Source organism: Candidatus Williamhamiltonella defendens (genome assembly GCF_900699045.1).
Classification (GTDB): Bacteria; Pseudomonadota; Gammaproteobacteria; order Enterobacterales; family Enterobacteriaceae; genus Hamiltonella; species Hamiltonella defensa_A.
This window is the reverse complement of sequence record NZ_CAADHL010000001.1, coordinates 213,679-232,658: the sequence shown is the minus strand read 5'-3', so window position 1 is coordinate 232,658 and position 18,980 is coordinate 213,679. Positions and strand designations below refer to the sequence as shown.

At 35.1% G+C, this 18,980-nt stretch carries 19 protein-coding genes and 6 tRNA genes; 11 read left to right on the top strand and 14 right to left on the bottom strand.

Going from position 1 to position 18,980, the window contains the following annotated elements; genetic code table 11:
- Positions 1-5 precede the first annotated feature (5 nt).
- From CICURV3402_RS07810 to nfuA, 5 genes are all read right to left on the bottom strand, one after another.
- Positions 6-98 (bottom strand): hypothetical protein, encoded by a 93-nt coding sequence (locus tag CICURV3402_RS07810; RefSeq protein WP_487249579.1) that lies wholly within the window; start codon positions 96-98, stop codon positions 6-8.
- A gap of 15 nt (positions 99-113) precedes the next feature.
- Positions 114-245 carry a hypothetical protein gene (locus tag CICURV3402_RS07050; RefSeq protein ID WP_268904277.1) on the bottom strand — a complete coding sequence of 44 codons (132 nt, stop codon included), beginning with the start codon at positions 243-245 and terminating at the stop codon, positions 114-116.
- Between the two features lie 169 nt (positions 246-414).
- On the bottom strand, positions 415-1,575 hold the full coding sequence (locus CICURV3402_RS01145) for an IscS subfamily cysteine desulfurase (protein ID WP_158379508.1): 1,161 nt from the start codon (positions 1,573-1,575) through the stop codon (positions 415-417).
- A gap of 43 nt (positions 1,576-1,618) precedes the next feature.
- Positions 1,619-1,852, bottom strand: a complete 234-nt coding sequence (locus tag CICURV3402_RS06310; protein ID WP_235667571.1) for an NUDIX hydrolase — start codon at positions 1,850-1,852, stop codon at positions 1,619-1,621.
- A gap of 384 nt (positions 1,853-2,236) precedes the next feature.
- Positions 2,237-2,812, bottom strand: coding sequence for a Fe-S biogenesis protein NfuA (gene nfuA, locus CICURV3402_RS01135; protein WP_158379794.1), 576 nt, complete (start codon positions 2,810-2,812; stop codon positions 2,237-2,239).
- 837 nt (positions 2,813-3,649) lie between these two features.
- Between nfuA and CICURV3402_RS07445 the strand changes: the two genes are divergently transcribed.
- The 5 genes from CICURV3402_RS07445 (at position 3,650) to CICURV3402_RS01115 (ending at position 4,921) form a co-directional block, all read left to right on the top strand.
- On the top strand, positions 3,650-3,865 hold the full coding sequence (locus CICURV3402_RS07445) for an alpha/beta fold hydrolase (protein ID WP_407079044.1): 216 nt from the start codon (positions 3,650-3,652) through the stop codon (positions 3,863-3,865).
- Between the two features lie 709 nt (positions 3,866-4,574).
- Positions 4,575-4,651 (top strand) — tRNA-Arg (locus CICURV3402_RS01130).
- Between the two features lie 8 nt (positions 4,652-4,659).
- Positions 4,660-4,735: transfer RNA gene (locus tag CICURV3402_RS01125), tRNA-His, on the top strand.
- Between the two features lie 19 nt (positions 4,736-4,754).
- Positions 4,755-4,840 (top strand) — tRNA-Leu (locus CICURV3402_RS01120).
- Between the two features lie 4 nt (positions 4,841-4,844).
- Positions 4,845-4,921: transfer RNA gene (locus tag CICURV3402_RS01115), tRNA-Pro, on the top strand.
- A 21-nt stretch (positions 4,922-4,942) separates the two neighbouring features.
- Here the strand turns inward: CICURV3402_RS01115 and CICURV3402_RS01110 are convergent.
- The 4 genes from CICURV3402_RS01110 to rluD all read right to left on the bottom strand — a co-directional run bounded on the left by CICURV3402_RS01110 (position 4,943) and on the right by rluD (position 6,654).
- Positions 4,943-5,116 (bottom strand): laccase domain-containing protein, encoded by a 174-nt coding sequence (locus tag CICURV3402_RS01110; protein WP_158379507.1) that lies wholly within the window; start codon positions 5,114-5,116, stop codon positions 4,943-4,945.
- A 172-nt stretch (positions 5,117-5,288) separates the two neighbouring features.
- Positions 5,289-5,363, bottom strand: a complete 75-nt coding sequence (locus tag CICURV3402_RS07805; RefSeq protein ID WP_487249578.1) for a hypothetical protein — start codon at positions 5,361-5,363, stop codon at positions 5,289-5,291.
- Positions 5,363-5,671, bottom strand: coding sequence for a laccase domain-containing protein (locus CICURV3402_RS07440; RefSeq protein WP_407079043.1), 309 nt, complete (start codon positions 5,669-5,671; stop codon positions 5,363-5,365). Before CICURV3402_RS07440 ends, CICURV3402_RS07805 begins: the two co-directional genes overlap by 1 nt.
- 5 nt (positions 5,672-5,676) lie before the next feature.
- Positions 5,677-6,654 (bottom strand): 23S rRNA pseudouridine(1911/1915/1917) synthase RluD, encoded by a 978-nt coding sequence (rluD, locus tag CICURV3402_RS01100; protein WP_158379506.1) that lies wholly within the window; start codon positions 6,652-6,654, stop codon positions 5,677-5,679.
- Positions 6,655-6,785: 131 nt separating this feature from the next.
- On the opposite strand from rluD, the gene bamD reads away from it, so the two are divergent.
- The 4 genes from bamD (at position 6,786) to purB (ending at position 10,544) form a co-directional block, all read left to right on the top strand.
- Complete coding sequence (gene bamD, locus CICURV3402_RS01095) at positions 6,786-7,514, top strand: outer membrane protein assembly factor BamD (protein WP_158379505.1); 729 nt, start codon at positions 6,786-6,788, stop codon at positions 7,512-7,514.
- A gap of 38 nt (positions 7,515-7,552) precedes the next feature.
- The gene (hpf, locus tag CICURV3402_RS01090; protein ID WP_158379504.1) at positions 7,553-7,906 is read left to right on the top strand and encodes a ribosome hibernation-promoting factor, HPF/YfiA family; all 354 of its coding nucleotides are present in this window, start codon (positions 7,553-7,555) and stop codon (positions 7,904-7,906) included.
- A gap of 55 nt (positions 7,907-7,961) precedes the next feature.
- Complete coding sequence (mnmA, locus tag CICURV3402_RS01085) at positions 7,962-9,056, top strand: tRNA 2-thiouridine(34) synthase MnmA (protein ID WP_158379503.1); 1,095 nt, start codon at positions 7,962-7,964, stop codon at positions 9,054-9,056.
- Positions 9,057-9,167: 111 nt separating this feature from the next.
- Positions 9,168-10,544 (top strand): adenylosuccinate lyase, encoded by a 1,377-nt coding sequence (purB, locus tag CICURV3402_RS01080; protein WP_158379792.1) that lies wholly within the window; start codon positions 9,168-9,170, stop codon positions 10,542-10,544.
- A 194-nt stretch (positions 10,545-10,738) separates the two neighbouring features.
- Here the strand turns inward: purB and pmbA are convergent, their stop codons facing one another.
- The 5 genes from pmbA to CICURV3402_RS01050 all read right to left on the bottom strand — a co-directional run bounded on the left by pmbA (position 10,739) and on the right by CICURV3402_RS01050 (position 16,809).
- Positions 10,739-12,073, bottom strand: coding sequence for a metalloprotease PmbA (gene pmbA / locus CICURV3402_RS01075; RefSeq protein ID WP_158379502.1), 1,335 nt, complete (start codon positions 12,071-12,073; stop codon positions 10,739-10,741).
- A gap of 422 nt (positions 12,074-12,495) precedes the next feature.
- Positions 12,496-12,762 (bottom strand): FAD assembly factor SdhE, encoded by a 267-nt coding sequence (gene sdhE, locus CICURV3402_RS01065; RefSeq protein ID WP_158379501.1) that lies wholly within the window; start codon positions 12,760-12,762, stop codon positions 12,496-12,498.
- Positions 12,763-12,999: 237 nt separating this feature from the next.
- The gene (zapB, locus tag CICURV3402_RS01060; RefSeq protein WP_158379500.1) at positions 13,000-13,239 is read right to left on the bottom strand and encodes a cell division protein ZapB; all 240 of its coding nucleotides are present in this window, start codon (positions 13,237-13,239) and stop codon (positions 13,000-13,002) included.
- A gap of 1,601 nt (positions 13,240-14,840) precedes the next feature.
- Entirely contained in the window at positions 14,841-15,128 is a 288-nt protein-coding gene (locus tag CICURV3402_RS06305) for a hypothetical protein (RefSeq protein WP_235667570.1), read from the bottom strand.
- Positions 15,129-16,524: 1,396 nt separating this feature from the next.
- Entirely contained in the window at positions 16,525-16,809 is a 285-nt protein-coding gene (locus tag CICURV3402_RS01050; RefSeq protein WP_158379499.1) for a hypothetical protein, read from the bottom strand.
- 1,902 nt (positions 16,810-18,711) lie between these two features.
- On the opposite strand from CICURV3402_RS01050, the gene CICURV3402_RS01045 reads away from it, so the two are divergent.
- Both CICURV3402_RS01045 and CICURV3402_RS01040 read left to right on the top strand, forming a co-directional pair.
- A tRNA-Val gene (locus tag CICURV3402_RS01045) sits at positions 18,712-18,787 on the top strand.
- Positions 18,788-18,802: 15 nt separating this feature from the next.
- Positions 18,803-18,878, top strand: a tRNA-Lys gene (locus CICURV3402_RS01040).
- Positions 18,879-18,980: the final 102 nt, after the last annotated feature.

Sequence of the window (18,980 nt, the reverse complement as noted above, 5' to 3'; positions counted from 1 at the left end):
GGCAATTAAATAGATACCTGAGCTGTCGTTTTTAAACGTAATAAACCTTTAGAATTCGGGACTTCAAAACGTGCGGAATAAAAAACGGAATCATTGATGCTTTCAGGGGGCGACTAAATATCTTTTAATACCGCCTCGAAATGTTTATTGAGATCCCCTAATATAGTAAATGAGATTTTTAATTCAGGTTTGAAATGAATGATATCAGCTTGAGACACTGGAGTATTGACTAACATCGTGCTCATAGCTAAAGCCGGGATGTATTGAATTTCAGCCAGTTTAATTTGAAAACGTATAACAAAAAACCCAACGTTAGTAAAATAAGAGTCATCACTATCACTTTTTTATTGAGTTTTTGAACTGCATTAAATTCATTCGTTTCTTTTTTTATCTTTCGTTTATTTATATTTTTTATTATTGATTTAACACTTTTCGTAAGCCTCGAACATATCTAGGTATTAATTTAATAGCGTAGTCTATTTCTTTTTGGGTAGTAAATCGACCAAAAGAAAAACGAATAGTACTTTGAGCTAATTCATCACTGACCTCTAATGCACGGAGTACATAAGAAGACGTCACAGTACTTGAGATACATGCGGAACCAGAAGAAACTGCCAAATCTTTTAGACAAAGGATCAAAGCCTCTCCATTGATTCCTCCAAAGCTGATGTTAAAAATGTGAGGCACTTTATTTTTGAGATCGCCATTGAGATAAATATGATCAAGATGCTTAAGGCCATACCATAATTGCTCACCTAAAATATTCATTTTATCTGATTGTGTAGACATTTCTGCCTCAGCAATACGGCACGCTTCTCCCATCCCGACAATTTGATGAACAGGTAAAGTGCCTGATCTCATTCCTCTCTCATGCCCACCGCCATGTTGAAGAGGCTCAAGATGCACAGCGGGTCTTCGACGGATAAATAGGGCACCAATTCCCATAGGACCATACATTTTATGAGCCGAAATAGACATGAAATCAACGGATAACTGAGATAAATTGATAGGTAATTTCCCTGCGCTTTGAGCCGCATCCACATGAAAAAAGATGCCTTTTTCGCGACAAATTCGACCTATATGCGCAATATTTTGTATCACGCCAGTTTCATTATTAACGTGCATAACAGACACTAAAATCGTATTTTTTTTGAGCGCGGATTCAAATTTTTCTAAATCGATTAAACCATTACTTTTAGGTGACAAATAACTCACAGAAAAGCCTTCCCTTTCGAGTTGTGCACAGCTATCCAAAACAGATTTATGTTCTGTTTGGCAGGTCAAAATATGTGTCCCATTTTTTTTATAAAAATGGGCCACCCCTTTAATAGCAAGATTATTAGATTCTGTTGCACCAGAGGTGAAAATAATTTCGCGCGCATCCGCACCCAGTAATGAAGCAATTTGGTTACGCGCAATATCCACAGCCTCTGCTGCCTGCCAGCCAAAAAAATGAGATTTAGAAGCAGGATTTCCAAAGGTGCCATCTATAGTTAAAAACGACATCATTTTATCAGCCACTCGTTTATCAACTGGTGTTGTCGCACAATAATCTAGGTAAATCGGGCGTTTCATCAAAATACCTTTATTTTTAACCGAGAATAACACAGATATTTTATTACTTTTGTAATAATATTGTTTCAATAACAGAGTCGTTTGCAGGAGGAAAACGCAGTGCTGATAATTCGGCTTTATTAATCCATTTGTTTTTCTGGCCTTCATAACTACAGGGCTCACCTTCCCATTCTTCTACTAAATAAAAAATAAAGACAGATGATGAGATTATCGTGAATCTCTGTTTTATTTGAAGCAGAGAAGCACTTCGTATAGTAATACGAGTTTCTTCAAACAATTCCCTTGCTAGGGCGATAGCAGGGGTTTCATTTTTTCAATTTTTCCTCCGGGAAATTCCTAAAAACCTACAAAATGTACTTTTTATATCGTTGAGTAATAAATATTTATTGTGTATCTTGAATAATCCCTATCGCTACATCAATCTTTTTACCTCTTTTATGATCCCTCTTATAAAATAGTAAAATTAATGGGGTATATTATGATCAATTCACATCACTGTCTGAGTAAACTGAATTCGATCAGTGTTGCAAACTGAGCGGCTCAGCGCGGTTGTTAAAGTAATAATTATTTTTATCTTTTCTATGGCTGTTGACTCACAGATTCACAAATTAAATACGATTACCGCCGTGAGAGACTCTTTGATTTGCTGAGCCTAAATAATTTAATAAAAGGAATGTTCTCCACGCCGGTGCTCTGTCAGATCTTTGACACCTTTAAGCTCAGGGAATTGTTGCAATAATTCCTTTTCAATTCCTTCTTTTAAAGTGACATCTACCATTGAGCACCCATTACAACCCCCTCCAAATTGTAAAATAGCAAAAGCATCATCTGTAATTTCCATTAGGGTCACGCGACCTCCATGATTGGCTAATTGGGGATTAATTTGTGATTGCAGAATATAATCGACTCGTTCTATTAAAGGAGCATCATCATCTACTTTTCGCACTTTAGCATTCGGCACCTTTAAAGTGAGTTGAGAGCCCAGCTCGTCAGTCATAAAATCAATCGCCGCTTCATTTAAATAGGGTGCACTAATTGGATCAACGAAAACAGAAAATAGGTTGAATTTGAGATGGGTGTCAGTACTTTCAACGCTGTCGGCCGGGCAATAAGACACGCTACATTCAGCTGTAGGATTACCAGGATTGACAACGAAGACGCGAATTTGTGTTCCTTTAGGTTGGCTGGATAAAAGTTTAACAAAGTGGTTTTGTGCAGCTTCTGTTATAGTAATCATCATATGTGAACTCAATTTAATTGTTTTATATTTTCTTTTTTATGATACGCGTATTAGTGCCAGAACGACAAGGTGCGGTAAATATATAAAATTTGTGATGAATCTACTCATTCTTTTATAAGCAGCGCTGAGATTTCATTAATTGTGCCACCTGTGGTAACGACGTCGTCTACTAAAGCGACACTCTAGCCTTTTAGAGATAAATGAGATTGAAATGCCCCTATTAAATTTTTTCTCTTGGATGCGTTTAAATGTCGTTGTGATGGAGTGAGACGTAAACGAGTCAAACAGTCTGATTGATAATCACAATTTAACCAACGAGCTAACAGGCAAGCTAATAGATCGTTTTTATTAAATCCGCGCCGACAGCAACATCTGACATGCAAGGGCACGCCGATAATGCGACTGATTTTTTATGTTGCTATCACCACAAAGATTTCGCTATCGTAGTAATAATAAACTAACCAATACTAACGTTAATGCTGTCATGCTTTGAAATTTCATTTTTTGAATTAACGCACTTAAAGGCGGTTCGTAAAAATTGACAAAGGTAATGCTATTCCACAAGGGAGGTGCAAGTAAGCAACGTCCATAAGATAAATAAGGATTTGTTGAAGGTAAACTACATTGTAGACAATAGGAGCATAACTTAAGCAAATAACGCGTACAAATAGAGCAAAGTCAATAATGAGATAAATACAATGGCATCTGGTATATCTAATAATAGTTAATAAAATTTGATATAAGCATAAAATATTTTTGACCAATAATCTGTATAATATACGGATAAAAAACCTATATAGATATAGCTGCGGCGAAGGAAAACTCGACTTTGTGATGTTGCATGGATGGGGACTGAATTCAAATGTATGGTGTTACATTATAAACAGATTCGGTTCGCATTTCCGATTACATTTATTTGACATCCCTGGCTATAACTTCAGTCAGGGTCAAGAGAGTTTTACCTTTCTAAAATATCAGAAACGGTCTTTTAAAAGCCCCGACACAGACAATATGACTAGGTTGGTCAATGTGCAGATGTATTGTCAGTGAGATTGCTCTGAGATATACTGAACGTGTTCTTGCTTTAATCATGGTTTGCAGTTCTCCTTGTTTTGTTTCTCAACATCAATGGCTTAGAATATCATGGCAGGTTTTGTCATGTTTTGAACAAAAATTAGAGGATCATTTATAGAATACGCTAGAGTAATTTTTTTGCTTCAAACATTAGGCATGATCAACAGTTAGCGCGATACAACATCTTTAAAATCTTTTTTATTCAATCGATATTTACCAAAAAAGAAGTACTTGAAGCGGGTTGGAAAATATTACGATATACTGCGACATGCATGATATTCTAAATGCTATTTCTGTGCCTTTTTTGTGTATTTATGGTAGCTAGATGCGTTAGTAGGCTGTCAGATAACTGAATTATTGGATGAGGCCTGGCCTCACACTATCACACTAAATCTGTTATCATGCATCAGTCTGCTCATGCGCCTTTTATTTCTCATCCAGATTCTTTTTAGAAGTGATACTGTATTTTATCAGAAATCTTTTTCTCATTAAACTGCAATACTTTTTCTGGAATACCAAGGCCGTATGTGATTAGCAAACACTTTGTCAGTTAATCGTTTAATTTTACAAATTACTTTACCTAATAAAAGCGTCACTATGAATTTTCAGGGTAGCTATTTTTTATTAAAATCACTAGACATGAGGACCTGAAAACCGTAGTATCCTCCCCCGCAAAGACGCAGGCGCGTCCGTAGCTCAGTTGGATAGAGCACTGCCCTCCGAAGGCAGAGGTCACAGGTTCGAATCCTGCCGGTCGCACCATCTTTATGGTGGCTATAGCTCAGTTGGTAGAGCCCTGGATTGTGATTCCAGTTGTCGTGGGTTCGAGTCCCATTAGTCACCCCATAATAATTCATACAAAAATGCGATGGTGGCGGAATTGGTAGACGCGCTGGCTTCAGGTGCTAGTATCTTCAGGATGTGAGGGTTCAAATCCCTCCCTTCGCACCAAAAACGGCGAGTAGCGCAGCTTGGTAGCGCAACTGGTTTGGGACCAGTGGGTCGGAGGTTCAAATCCTCTCTCGCCGACCAAATTGATTATATTTAGCTAAATCAAATGAAACTCACCATGCGTCCAGTCACCCATTGGGACGCCCGATAAGAAAATAATTTTCCTGTATTTTTGATCTTACAATCATTCCCACCATAAATGGCATCAACCTCAATCGCCAGCAAACATAACCAAACTAGATAATAAATATCCGCTAAATAACGACGATTATCCAAGCCTGCAAAAGCGAAAGCGGCTTTTTATCTGTGAGGATAAAAACGGGCGCGCCTCCTCACCTACTATGAATTTTTTTAGTTCGATTGCCGGGCAGAGCCATGCCATAATAGTAGAAGACTGAGTACAAAATTAAGTCACCGTTTTTTATAAGATACACATGCCAAGACCCCTTCAACCGGCATGAACTGCAGCGACTTCATTTTCTACGAAATTGGTTAAGCGTACAGATAAACAATCAGCCGTCATCATGAGAGCACACTTGACCTGGTAGACGCGTATAAACGGCGTTTGTCTTGACTTCCTGAGGTTATAATTTTCCCTCTAGATTTAAAACTGTATGACCGTGTACCTGATTTAACCAAATAGGTATGTGAGATAGATCGGCCTCTAGCAACGCAACAATTTCTAGCGCTTTTTTCTACGTGATCACGATTATCACCCACATGAGTTGACAAATTGAAGAAATGATAAGGTGGCAAACGTACACCTCCCTGACATGTCGTGCTGTAGGATCTGACGTTAACGTAGGTGGGCCAATCAGGAATGAGTAACATCTTTTTTATTGTTCCTCTTTTTGGCAAAATGCCTCTTGATCTGCGTTGAGAGCACTGATCAAATCAAGCATATCTTGAGGTAAATCAGCATGCCACTCCATTTCAATCTGAGTAATAGGGTGATGTAAACGCAACATAGTGGCATGAAGCGCTTGCCGCTTAAAAGCGCTTAAAGTTTCAATGAGCTTCTCTAAAGCACCTTTTGGCTTACGCAAATGTCTGCCATATAAGGGATCTCCGACTAAAGGATGATGAATATAAGAAAAATGAACCCGAATTTGATGCGTACGCCCTGTTTCTAAACGCAACCGTAATCGAGTATGAGCTCGAAAATGTTGCAAAATACGATAATGTGTGACCGCAGATTTCCCTAGGGGATGGACAGCCATATGAGTACGCTTACTGTTATGTCGAGCGATAGGTTTATTAATGCTTCCCCCTGCTGTGATATGACCGACTGCAATCGCTTCATACTCACGTGTAACTAAACGTGCTTGCAAGGAATCGAGCAAGCCGGTCTGAGCGTGAAGTGTTTTTGCTATCACCATCAAGCCTGTCGTGTCTTTATCTAAACGATGAACTATGCCGCCTCTTGGAACATGAGTAATATTAGGGTAATAATCTAAAAGCGCATTCAATATTGTGTGATCAGGATTTCCTGCACCTGGATGCACCACCAAGCCTGAGGGTTTATTAATCACTAAAATATCCGTATCTTCATAAATAATATTTAAAGGGATTTTTTGTGGCATCCATTGTTTATTCTCCTCAATATAAGTATGAATTTCGATGTGTTTGCCACCTGATATTTTTTCTTTAGGGATACTCTTTGTGATCCCATTGACAGTAACCTGATGGGCCAAAATCCATTCTTTGATGCGCGATCGTGAATACGTGGGGAAAAGTTCAGCCAAAGCCCGATCTAATCGTTGGCCCAGTTGTGATTTACACAGTGTCGCATTGAGTTGTATTTTTTGTGTCATAGATCGCTTCTTTATTCACCTTGTGTTGTGACGGTTAGGCTATTTAATGTAACCTATCATTTTAATGACATATCTTTCTGGAACCTAATCGATCCTTTACTAAATAATATTTTGAGGATAATCAAAAAGTCATGAAATTTATTAAACATTTAGTGATCCCCTCTATTTTTGCTTTGGCCCTCTCTGCTTGTAGCAAAAATAAACGGATTGTGCCAGATCAACCTACCTATGCGCTGTATGAAGTCGCTCAAAAAGCGTTATCAGAAGGGAATTTTAGAGAAGCGATTACTCAACTTGAGGCATTAAATACGCGCTTTCCTTTCGGCGGGTACTCGCAACAAGTACAACTTGATCTTATTTATGCTTATTATAAATCAGATCAACTTGCCTTAGCCCAAGCTTATATAGACCGTTTTATGCGTCTGAATCCCACTAGCCTCAATATTGACTATGTACTATATTTGAGAGGCTTAACGGAAATGGGTATGGACGTAAATCCACTCCAGAATTTTTTTGGGATAGACCGTTCGGATCGAGACCCAGAGCACGCCATAAGGGCTTTCCGTGATTTCCAACAGTTAATGCAATATTATCCAAACAGCACATATTTAGCAGACGCTCAAAAAAGATTGATTTTTTTAAAAAATCGGTTAGCCAAGCATGAATTAGCTATCGTTCAATATTACATTAAACGTGAAGCATACGTGGCAGTCATCAATCGCGTAGAAGAAATGCTTAAAAAGCATCCCGATACTCAAGCGACTCGAACTGCACTGCCTTTGATGGAACAGGCATATCGAAAATTACAGCTTCACGAACAGGCCGATAAAGTGGCTAAACTCATTGCTATTAACTCATAATTCTTTCATATTCTTCTAAAAATAAGAGGTTAAGCCTTATGACCGTGAACATTACTGGTAAAGATATCGATATTACTCCTTCCATAAGTGAACGTATTAATGAACGTTTTAAAAAACTTGATAAATGGAAAGTGCAACTAATTCATGCACGTGTTGTAATAAATAAAGCTAGAAATGGCTTTAAGGTAGATGCCACAATAAGGATTCCTCATCGCTCTTTGTTTGCCAGTGCCGAAGATCCCGATATCTATGCTGCCATTAATGAGGTTTTCAATAAGCTTGAACGTCAGTTAAATAAAATACAACATAAAGAAGACTCCCGTCGCAATATTAAAAATGTTAAAGATATTGAATACGAAGGGGAGGGAGGAAAAGAAGAAGGAGAAAAATAAATAGAAGTTTTTATCCTTTCAATCAGATTTATTCTTTATTAAAAAACAAAAAATCATGTTAAATAAAAATAGCAAAAAAGTCGTTGTTGGAATGTCTGGCGGTGTAGATTCTTCCGTGGCGGCCTACTTGCTCTTAGAACAAGGCTATCAGGTTTGTGGCTTGTTTATGAAAAATTGGGAAGAAGATGACAATGCACTGTATTGTGCCGCTGCCATTGATTTGTCAGATACACAAGATGTGTGTGATAAACTCAAGATTGAATTACATACTGTTAATTTTTCGGCTGAATATTGGAGTCAGGTTTTTACGATTTTTTTAGCGGAATATAGAGCAGGCAGGACGCCTAATCCTGATATTTTATGTAATAAAGAAATCAAGTTTAAAGCTTTTCTTGAATTCGCTTTAAAAGATCTAGAAGCGGATTATATTGCTACAGGACATTATGTACGTCATCAAAGCAATAACGGGAAGCACTTTTTGTTACGGGGAATCGACGAACATAAAGATCAAAGTTATTTTCTTTATACAATTGGTCAACAACAGTTAGCTAATTGCCTTTTTCCTATCGGAGGATTAAAAAAATCAGAAGTGCGGGATATCGCTAAAAAGCTGAATCTGGTCAATGCACAGAAAAAAGATTCTACGGGGATTTGTTTTGTTGGAGAGCGTAAATTTCGTGATTTTATTAGCCAATATTTATCTTCTCAAATAGGCTCCATCATGACCATAGATGGAAAATATATCGGCCAGCATCAGGGGTTGATGTATCACACTTTAGGTCAGCGTAAAGGTCTAGGAATAGGTGGAGTAAAAGGAGAAGGTGAAGCCCCTTGGTATGTCGTGGATAAAGATATTAAAAACAATATTTTATTGGTATCTCAAAATCCTATGCATCCTCGACTAATGTCCAAAGGACTAATAGCTCAAAAATTACATTGGGTTAATTCACCTCCAACTACATCACCCTATAGATGCGTACTCAAGATACGTTATCGTCAAGAAGACATCCGGGCCGAGATCATAGTAGGGCAGGATCAATCTATTGTGCGTTTTGAATCTCCTGTTTCATCCGTCACTCCTGGTCAATCCGTCGTGTTTTATCAAAATGAATTTTGCCTTGGTGGAGGCATTATTGAAAAGCGTCTCTGACAAGAACCATTATTTGGCAGAACAGCATTTACAATTGATATTGTTTTGCTATTTGTTTATGAACACAAGCACAAAAATCATAGTCTCATGATCAACGCTTTAGGAGTCACAATGGAATTATCTGTTTTAACAGCAATATCACCTATTGATGGGCGGTACCGAAATCAAATTAAAAATTTAGAAAATATTTTTAGTGAATTTGGTCTTTTAAAATTTCGTGTACAGGTTGAAATAGCTTGGTTTAAAGCATTATCTGATGCTGAAGAGATACAAGAAGTGCCTCATTTTAACGAGGAGGCCCAAATTTTTTTGGATAAAATTGTTGATGAATTTGATGAAAAAGACGCTTTTTGCATCAAAGAAATAGAAAAGATAACGCAACATGACGTCAAAGCTGTGGAATATTTTTTAAAAGAAAAAATGAGGGTCATACCAGAACTCAAGGAGGTTTCTGAATTCATTCATTTTGCCTGTACTTCTGAGGATATCAATAATTTATCACATGCATTAATGTTAAAAACTGCTCGAGAGCAAAGTATTCTGCCTGCTTGGCGAAAAATCATTGACACGATAAAAGAAAAAGCGGCCCAATACTCAAGCATACCATTATTGTCACGCACACATGGACAACCTGCGATACCTTCAACTATGGGAAAGGAGTTTGCGAATGTGGCTTTTCGGATGGAACGACAGTTTCTACAATTGTCACAAATAAAAATTTTAGGAAAAATAAATGGGGCAGTAGGAAATTACAACGCCCATATTGCTGCTTATCCAAAAATAGATTGGCCAGCATTAAGCAGAGACTTGGTAAAGTCTTTGGGTATTGATTGGAATCCCTATACGACTCAAATTGAACCGCATGATTATATTGCGGAACTTTTTGATTGTATCTCTCGATTTAACATTATTTTAATTGATTTTGATCGTGACATCTGGGGTTATATTGCTTTAGGTCATTTCAAACAAAAAACTACGGAGGGAGAAATTAGTTCTTCTACCATGCCGCATAAAGTGAATCCTATTAATTTTGAAAATTCCGAAGGTAACCTTGGTTTAGCGAATGCGTTATTAAATCATCTGGCTAGAAAATTACCGATATCACGTTGGCAGAGAGATCTTACAGATTCTACTGTGTTGCGTAATTTAGGCGTTGGATTGGCCTATTCTTTGATTGCGTATGATGCGACCCTAAAAGGGCTCAGTAAGCTACAGATTAACCAAATTCGTTTATTAGAAGAATTATCAGATACTTGGGAAGTACTAGCAGAACCTATTCAAACTGTGATGCGTCGTTATGGTGTTTCTGAACCTTATGAAAGGCTTAAGGCATTAACTCACGGGAAAAAAATTGATGTAGCGACTTTACAATCTTTTATTGATACTTTAGCTTTACCATCAGAAGAAAAAAAACGCTTAAAAAACATGACGCCACAGAACTATCTGGGACTGGCGATTTTATTGACGACAGAAATATTAGATCACTAAAAATTAACGTTTGAAATGTAATAAGAAAATCCACGTTTGGCTTTTTTCTTTAAGCCTTGAGAATAAAGTCTAGTTTTTATTTTATATCGATGTTCTTTTTTTACAATACGCTAATCTGGATACGTCGTATCCAGATCGCAGATTAATAGCAAGTTTTACGGAGTATTGAATAATTTTTTATTATTCTCACTCCATCATTCACCTGCTATCTTCATCTCAGAAATAAGAACTGAACCGCATTGAATAGTATTTCGGGTTTCAATATCACTCCCTATGCTAACTATATTTAAAAACATCTCTTTTAAATTTCCAGCGATGGTAATACCACTAACTGGATATTGAATGACCCCATCTTCAACCCAAAAGCCAGAGGCCCCACGTGAATAGTCACCTGTTACAATATTAACGCCTTGGCCCATCAGTTGGGTGACAACTAAACCTTTGCTCATTTTTTGAAGCATTTGTGTAAAGTTTTCTCCTTGGCCTGCGATATACCAGTTATGAATGCCCCCAGCATGCCCCGTGCTTTGATAGCCTAATTTTCGAGCTGAATAACTCGCTAAAAGATACGTGTTTAATTGCCCTTTTGTTACAATCTCTCTTTCAGAAGTACAGACTCCTTCCAAATCAAATGGCGCAGAAGCAAGCCCTCTTAAAGTATGGGGGCATTCTAGAATATTGAACCAATTCGGTAAAATTTGTTGATTCAATTTATTTAATAAAAAGCTGGATTTGCGATAAATATTTCCGCCGCTGATGGCAGATATCAGATTTTTAAATAACCCTATGGCAGCTTCCGCTGCGAATAGGACCGGAGCTTCAATGGTGGATAATTTTTTTGGTGATAAACGCGCAATGGCTCTTCTGGCAGATTCTTTGCCAACCCACTCAGGGCTATCCAGATCCTGTATCCGACGGCTTAGTGTATACGCATAATCCTTTTCCATACGGCCATCACATTCTGCAATCACACTAGTGCAAAGAGAATGACGGCTCCCACAATAACTTTGCAACATCCCATGAGTGTTGCCAAAAACCTTGATACTACAGTGGCTATTGAAATTTGCTTCTGTATTAATAATACGCTTATCTATTTCCAACACTGCCTTTTCTGATCTTGAGGCAAGAACAATGGCGGCTTCTGGCTCTAAATCAGAAGGGTACAATAAATCTAAATCTTTTATTTCATAAGCCAGTAAAGAAGCCTCAGCTATTCCGGAATAAGGATCAGAGGAAGTATAATGTGCGATGTCCAGGGCCGCTTGCACTGTTTGGTCGATCGCCTTGGGATTTAAATCCGTTGTAGAAGCACTACCTTTACGTTGCTGATCATAAACAGTGATGGCTAAAGCGCCATCACTATTAAATTCTAGGTTTTCTACTTCACAAAAACGAGTACTGATACTGATCCCTGTTGTTTTTGTTACTGAGACCTCCGCAGAAGCTCCTTTAGCTATTGCCCGTTCTAAGGCTTGTGAAACTGCTTTTTCGAGTATGTTACGCTGTTCTATTATTTGAGTCACTTGCATGGATCCGCCGCAATAAATAGAGGAGTTTATTAGAAATTTTCCTTACCATGTTATTTAGCCTCTTGTGAATATCATGCGAATAAAAATCAGTCAATTCATATTGATAAAAAAGATAAGCAGGCATTGAATAAAAAACAAATTGATGCAAGTGCCGCCATTTTAGTGCAGACATCTTCTTATAGAGCATCCCTAATTTTTTTGGGCATTAGTGTTTTCTTGCCTTAACAAAAGCAACAGGTCATAACGGCTAAGTGTCCATGACTTTTTAATCAAAAGCTAATTCTATTCAAGCCAGTGAAGCCTATTATATGCCATAAAAAGGACTAAAGTCTTTTGGCCTACGTGGTGCACGTAAAGTTATTAATGCAAGCAGAGTATAGACAATCAAAGAAAATAATTTTGTAAAAGGCGAAACCTGTAATTTAGACTGGAATGATCCCACGTATTTTATTTTTCCTTCGGATAATTTGGACTATTTTTCTTAACGCTTTATCTGGAGATTTCTTTTTATTCATTAACCAATCAAGTAAGTCGGCATCATCACAAACCAACAAACGGATAAATAAATTTTTTTCTTTATCACTTAATCCGTCATATTCATATTTAAAAAATGGCATGATAGAAATATCTAATTCGAGAATACCGCGTCTGCAGGCCCATCGAATATGGGCTTTGTCGTTAATTCTCATTTTTGCTCAGTTTTTATCTAGATATATCAAGAATGTCTTCTTCTTTTTGATGTAGTTTTATACGACTAAACCTATGAGTTCATTTTTTAGTGAAGTTTTCAGGTATTTTCTTTAATTTTATTTTGTGAAGAAGATCGCAAAAAAAATTATTTGTTTGCATATTAATTGAAAAGATGTGCAGATATCTATTCTCTCTCTGAATCAGTGACGATCTATTGTTTCTATAGATACAAATGATTAAATATCATTTATCTTACCTAAAAGTGAATGCAAACGATTTTGCCAAACGGCTTTTTCTTGTTTTATCTCATTATTTTGAGCGATTAAATCTTTTTGTTGAGCTAAAATAGCATTTATTTTTTCTTCTAATACAATATTTTTTTCTTTAAATTCTTCTATTTTTATTTGTAACAAGGCATTTGCTTCGAGCATTTTCTGAACTTTTTCTTGCAATTGATCCAAAGCTTCCAACGACATATCTTTTCCCTTTTTATGATTCAGGCCCCTGCGATTTATTAATAAAAGAAATAGTTCTAGATTTCATTAATAAAAAATAGATGATGATATTCATTACCATTCTGCGAGTGTCTCTGTACTATTGACTGATACATAAACTGCTTTCTTAAGCGTCATCTACTCCGATGAATTTATACATATTCGATAGTATCGCATGGATATGAATACATTTAAAGTAAATAGTTTAATCCTATTTTTAATCGGAAATAATTAAAAATTAATATATTTCAAATATATCATAAGAATTTTGGTTTTTTATTAGCTCCCAAATATAATGTATTCCATACTTATCATTTAATACGGAGGTAATTAAAATGCCACCATATATTTTCGTCGATGATTGTACCTTTATGCATGGGAATATACTCTGTTGACTCCTCTTCAAAACTGCTTATTCTTCAAGATAAGAAGTAATAATAAAATATAGCACATCCGAGTAATTTACTTGCTCGGTACTTTCGCTACATCACAAAGTGATGTCAGGAGCACAGCACATTTGGGTGATAAGATTTTCGTCATTTTTTTAAATAAATCTGTTGATGACCGTTAGGTAACGAGAAATCATTTTTTGTATGGCCTTGATGATACAAATCCATTTTATAATGAATTAATTGATTTTCTTTCTCCTTTTTTCATTGAAAAAACTGCTCAGTTATATCCAAGCCATTTTGGTTGCGAGAGATCACCCTATATTTTCTCGCTACCGTTCCTAAAGACACATAATTTATGCAAAATTTATTTTGAGTCGTATTCATGAATTCAGCTGTGAGCTCGGTACCTGAATCTGTTTTTCTCTCAGCTTATCAAGCTTCACTTTTTTAATTTCTATAAAGTGGCACTTAACTTAAATTTAGGATCCTTTGGTAAGGGATCAGTGGCCTGTAGATTTTTAGGATACAAAGGTTCGCAAGATTGACCTGATGCACCAAAAGAAATCCATTGATGATCGATTAAACGCCATTGTTTTGGTGAAAATCTTTTAATATTGCATCTATGACAATTCCTATGGAGAGTCTCTTTAAAGTATTTGGTACTAAAATCAATTGAACATGATATTATTCACTTACAAATCCCGAATTTTTTTCAATATCACTTGATACATATTATTAATATACGCCGTTCTATAAAACTCTGTCATTCTATTAAAAAATATTTTATGTCTCACTAATATTAATATTATGCTCAGGGCTTACATAAAGATGATAAAAAGATAAAGCGACAATTTAGAAGAAGATATCTTTATAAAACGATAGGTGCTGATATTTTTTAAATCAAATAAATTTTGATTAAAATTGACAGAAAAAGAAATTTATTATTATGCCATGAGCTGAAAAATTAACATTAATGACCCTTGATATTTTCTATAAATCGATTGATTTGCTTATGTTGACATATTTAAAAAATAAGTTTCTTTAGAAATATTATTCAACGAATTTTCTTGTTGACAAAATAAAGGATCTGGAGTGAGTGTGTTTAAATTATCTCTTTTCCTTCCATTGAACTTCAGATTTAAGAAAAGCTTAATCTGATAAAGAACCAGATATTTCTTTCTTTTCCAAAATTCAAGGTGTTTTAAGTTTTAATTGATACTGAGAGCTGTTTGTTAATGTAACTAAAAAAGGCTCTGTGATTTGATATTCGAATATGTTCTGAGGATGATTGTTAAGTTGTACATCAGTACTGACAAGGTTTTTTATTTTTTTTATAAAAAATTTTGGGCTTTCGGTGACCTGTAATGATAAATGAACTTCACCTAATTCTACAGTTTTGATTGCCAAGGTTTTAGAAAAAATAAAATCAAAAATAAAACTAAAGTGAATCCTTGTTGCAAAATAAATAAAAATTTTCATGATTGACTTTTTCTTTTAGTGAAATATTTTTGACCGCTCGCTGATACAAAATGAATTTGATCAGAGTATAAATGAATATTATTTAGTCTGACTTTTTATTTCCATTTTGCATATCAGTGTAACTTAGTCGAATATTATCTGTATTTTTAACTCTACTCTATCTTTCGTACAATGATGCTTCCAATTAGGATAGATTTTTTTAGTAAATGCAGAATCCCATATAACTCAGTTTCATACTGAGTACCGCATTCATTTCAGAACGACGCAATTTTATAGAGGTTTTTGGTATTACAGCTAATCGATAAAGCTGTTGTTTCCCCGGTGCTTTGAATTTTTTAAATAAATTTTGTCACTTGTTACGGACCTAAAGTGAATTTTAAGGGCACCGCATATAATAAAGGCGAATTTCTTAAACCTATTGGTGTTAGAGATTCTTCTAATATCTGTATGATTTAAATAATAAAGTTCTAACAAAACATATTCGACATGAGAGCTTTTATTAATGACTTCAAAAAACTCTGATCGTTTTTATTTCTAAAGAACATCTGCACTGTAATAACCTGACAGCAATTGATTGTAAGTAATGCTATTTCGGCCTATCTGCACCGGGATTTCCTAATCAAGCGATTATCTCTATAAATCTCATAATACCCTAGGCTGCGGGCATAAAAAACTGAAGATTCTTCTGAATCGATCTGGTCTGATAAATAATACTAGCTTCCAAAAGTCATAAATTAATCTAACCAAGGATTGGTAAGAGTCTAAATACTTCCAGCGGAGGCATCTAAATTATTTTTTGCCTGAAACGTAAAGATGGTTTCGAAAAATTTTTTTTAAGATGACTCGATATCCAATTAATATAGGCTCACAGCCATGTGCGTATTTATTATAGGGCAGTTGGAATAGAACTTTTTCTAAAATTTTGATGGTTGAATCGTTTAATCCATTTTATTGAAATTGTTTTTCATCAAAAATTAGTTTTTACGTTGCTTTGAAAAAATAAAATTTATTGTGAAAAAGATTGCTATTCAAAATCCCCAAAAATTCTATATTCATTTCTTGTTCAAAAGGCGAAAACCCTTTAGGGACTAAATATTCAATTGTAATCTCTGATTTTATGTGCCCATAAAATATAAATAATAAAAATATAAAGTGTTTTTAATATATAAATTTTTATTCTTTCCCCTTTTTTTATTATAGGAATTCATCCTTTTTTATTTCCAAAATAACTCTCTTTCAAAGATAATGACTGCAAAAGCGGGCAAGACCAACGCCTGATTTATATATCAGATGCTTTTTAATGATAAAAAATGTAGTGATATAAATTTAATGAAATAAAAATTAAGATAAGAATGATTCACATCATTAAGACACTTATTCAAATTTTAAGATCAACTCACCTGAATAATCCCCTACTTTTTTGATTTTCAGTGACTTTAGCTATTATCTTTAATACACCTTCAATTTTATTATTATCAGGTATGAATTTAATATAATTATTTACAGTAAGATCTTGATATTTAAATAAAACTCGCGCATCTCTAATTTTATCTTTTTGTTTCTTTTTATTTAATTCTAAAACTAACTCTTCATAAAGAGAAATTTTAAATCTATAACTAGAATCGTAACTAAAGGTCGATATGGTAGCTGCTTGATAAGTTTCATCAAAAAGAGGAACCACTAGGCTGGCTGTTAAACTGAGATTTTCTATGAATGCAGATTAACTAGCACGTGCTATTTTATATCCAGGATAGGTTTCATACTTACCTTGACTGTAATTTTTTGTTTTTTAGCCTGAGCCGCTAAGAGCGGATGATTGAACAAAAGTGATATTTAATAAAATATTTAATTTATTTTATTTAAAATAAAAGATGAGTTTATACAATCAATGAATTTATTTTTAGCAATATAAAATATATGAAATAATTTTTTTAAAAAATTGAGTGGTAAACACTTTTACACCAAATAGATTTCTTTCAAAATCTATTGAGCGCGATGAATGTAGACCCACATATTTAATGTGTTTATTGTTCTGTCAATCATCTGTTTTTAGAACCGTCTGGTGTGATAGTGCCTGATTTTATATTCATTAACATACGATTAGCATGAGCCTTAAAATATGGTGCAAGAATCGGTTGTTCTCGAACCTTCTTTTACCGATTTCGGAAAAACTGTTTTTGTTAACAGTGTCATACATATAATCTATACAAATATAAATAATAAGGTTTTATACTGATCACAATAAATCACTTTTTCTAATAAAATTATGTCAGCACTTAAACTTTTTCAGATAAAAATAGAAAATTATTGCTATTTTAAAATAGCACAACAATCAAATTGTTATTTTTATAATTAAGAGTTTTATACAATTATGACAATAAATACTTCGCACCGTTCGACACAGATGCCTTCAATGAATGATTAGAGCGATTTGTCAGAGACTGAATCCAGCATCTCAACTGCATATAAGTAACTGCTTTCCTATCAAGAGTCTAGTTGTTGTTCATAGGTACGTAATTTACTTAACTATTTAACTGGAACTTTCGGTGAGAAATTCAGTTTCTCAGAATTAAATTCTGCTTTGAATAATATTTCAGCCCAGACAATAGATGTGAGCATAAAAGTCACTTTGGATATGGCGACAAAAGCCAAGTTGGCTATTGAAACAAACAAATATCTGGTGTGAGTTATATTATCTCTGCCCCATGGCATGTCATGATTTGAGTAACCCTGACATTCAGCAACATGTCTTATCAGAGGGACATAATGCTGTACAAATGCTCAGTGAAATCAACAATACCTATCCCAATAATGAAGTCGAAATCTTAATTTTTGTTGCGCAAAGCAATAAATTTGGGCTTAGTGAAAAAGAGGACATTTTGTCTTACTTGAAGTTGATATGCAGGAAGGTAAGTTTCAATCTGCTAGCATCGATGATTCTAAAGGTGGCTGACTTGATACGGCTTATCGTGGCGAAAAACATTTTTAAAATAGTTATTTGTAGATAAAATATCAGTTTAACAAAAGATTTTGCTATCAATACCGAATATCATGCTTACAAATCCGTATTTAATGGTAATGATTGTGAATGTTATTCGGCTTATTATGCAAATAAAATTATTAAAAAGCATAATTTATCTGAAACGACAGATGCTCGACCTTTTTTTAAAAAAGTCTCTAACATTGGTAAGCCAACAACTTAAATCTGCACATTTATGAATGATCAACTTTCAGAAAGGTGAACCACTTTCTCGTACTTTCTCTGCTGAATACCGACTTAACCTTTGAAACGTTGAATTGAGTTTGAGGGAGAGTTTTTGAAAAATCGTTGACTCATTTAGAAGTATACATATAATGCGGTACACAATCAGTTTAGTGAACACTATTAAAAAAGTGACTCTAAAGGCAAATTGCGGTTTCTCATTGTTTTATATATTAGTATTTTATCAATCTCATCTACTGATGAATATACTCTCGTGTTTCGGTAAAGGTCAGTTAGATTGAGCGTTCTTGATGTGATTCTAAAGAAGCCTACAGCATCCCTTTGTAAATATGTTCGATTGCGATTTTTATCTCAAAAAGTGGGCGATTAGCTCAGCTGGTAGAGCATCTCCCTTACAAGGAGGGGGTCATCAGTTCGAATCTGGTATCGCCCACCACTTCTTAAATTATTTGGGTCGTTAGCTCAGTTGGTAGAGCAGTTGACTTTTAATCAATTGGTCGCTGGTTCGAATCCAGCACGACCCACCATTTTTTGATGTAGCGCATTGTTATTCAATAATATGCCTTAATGGAATTTCTATTCTTTCATCATCAACATCGTTGGTGTATTTGCACTGCACTCCTGAGCTT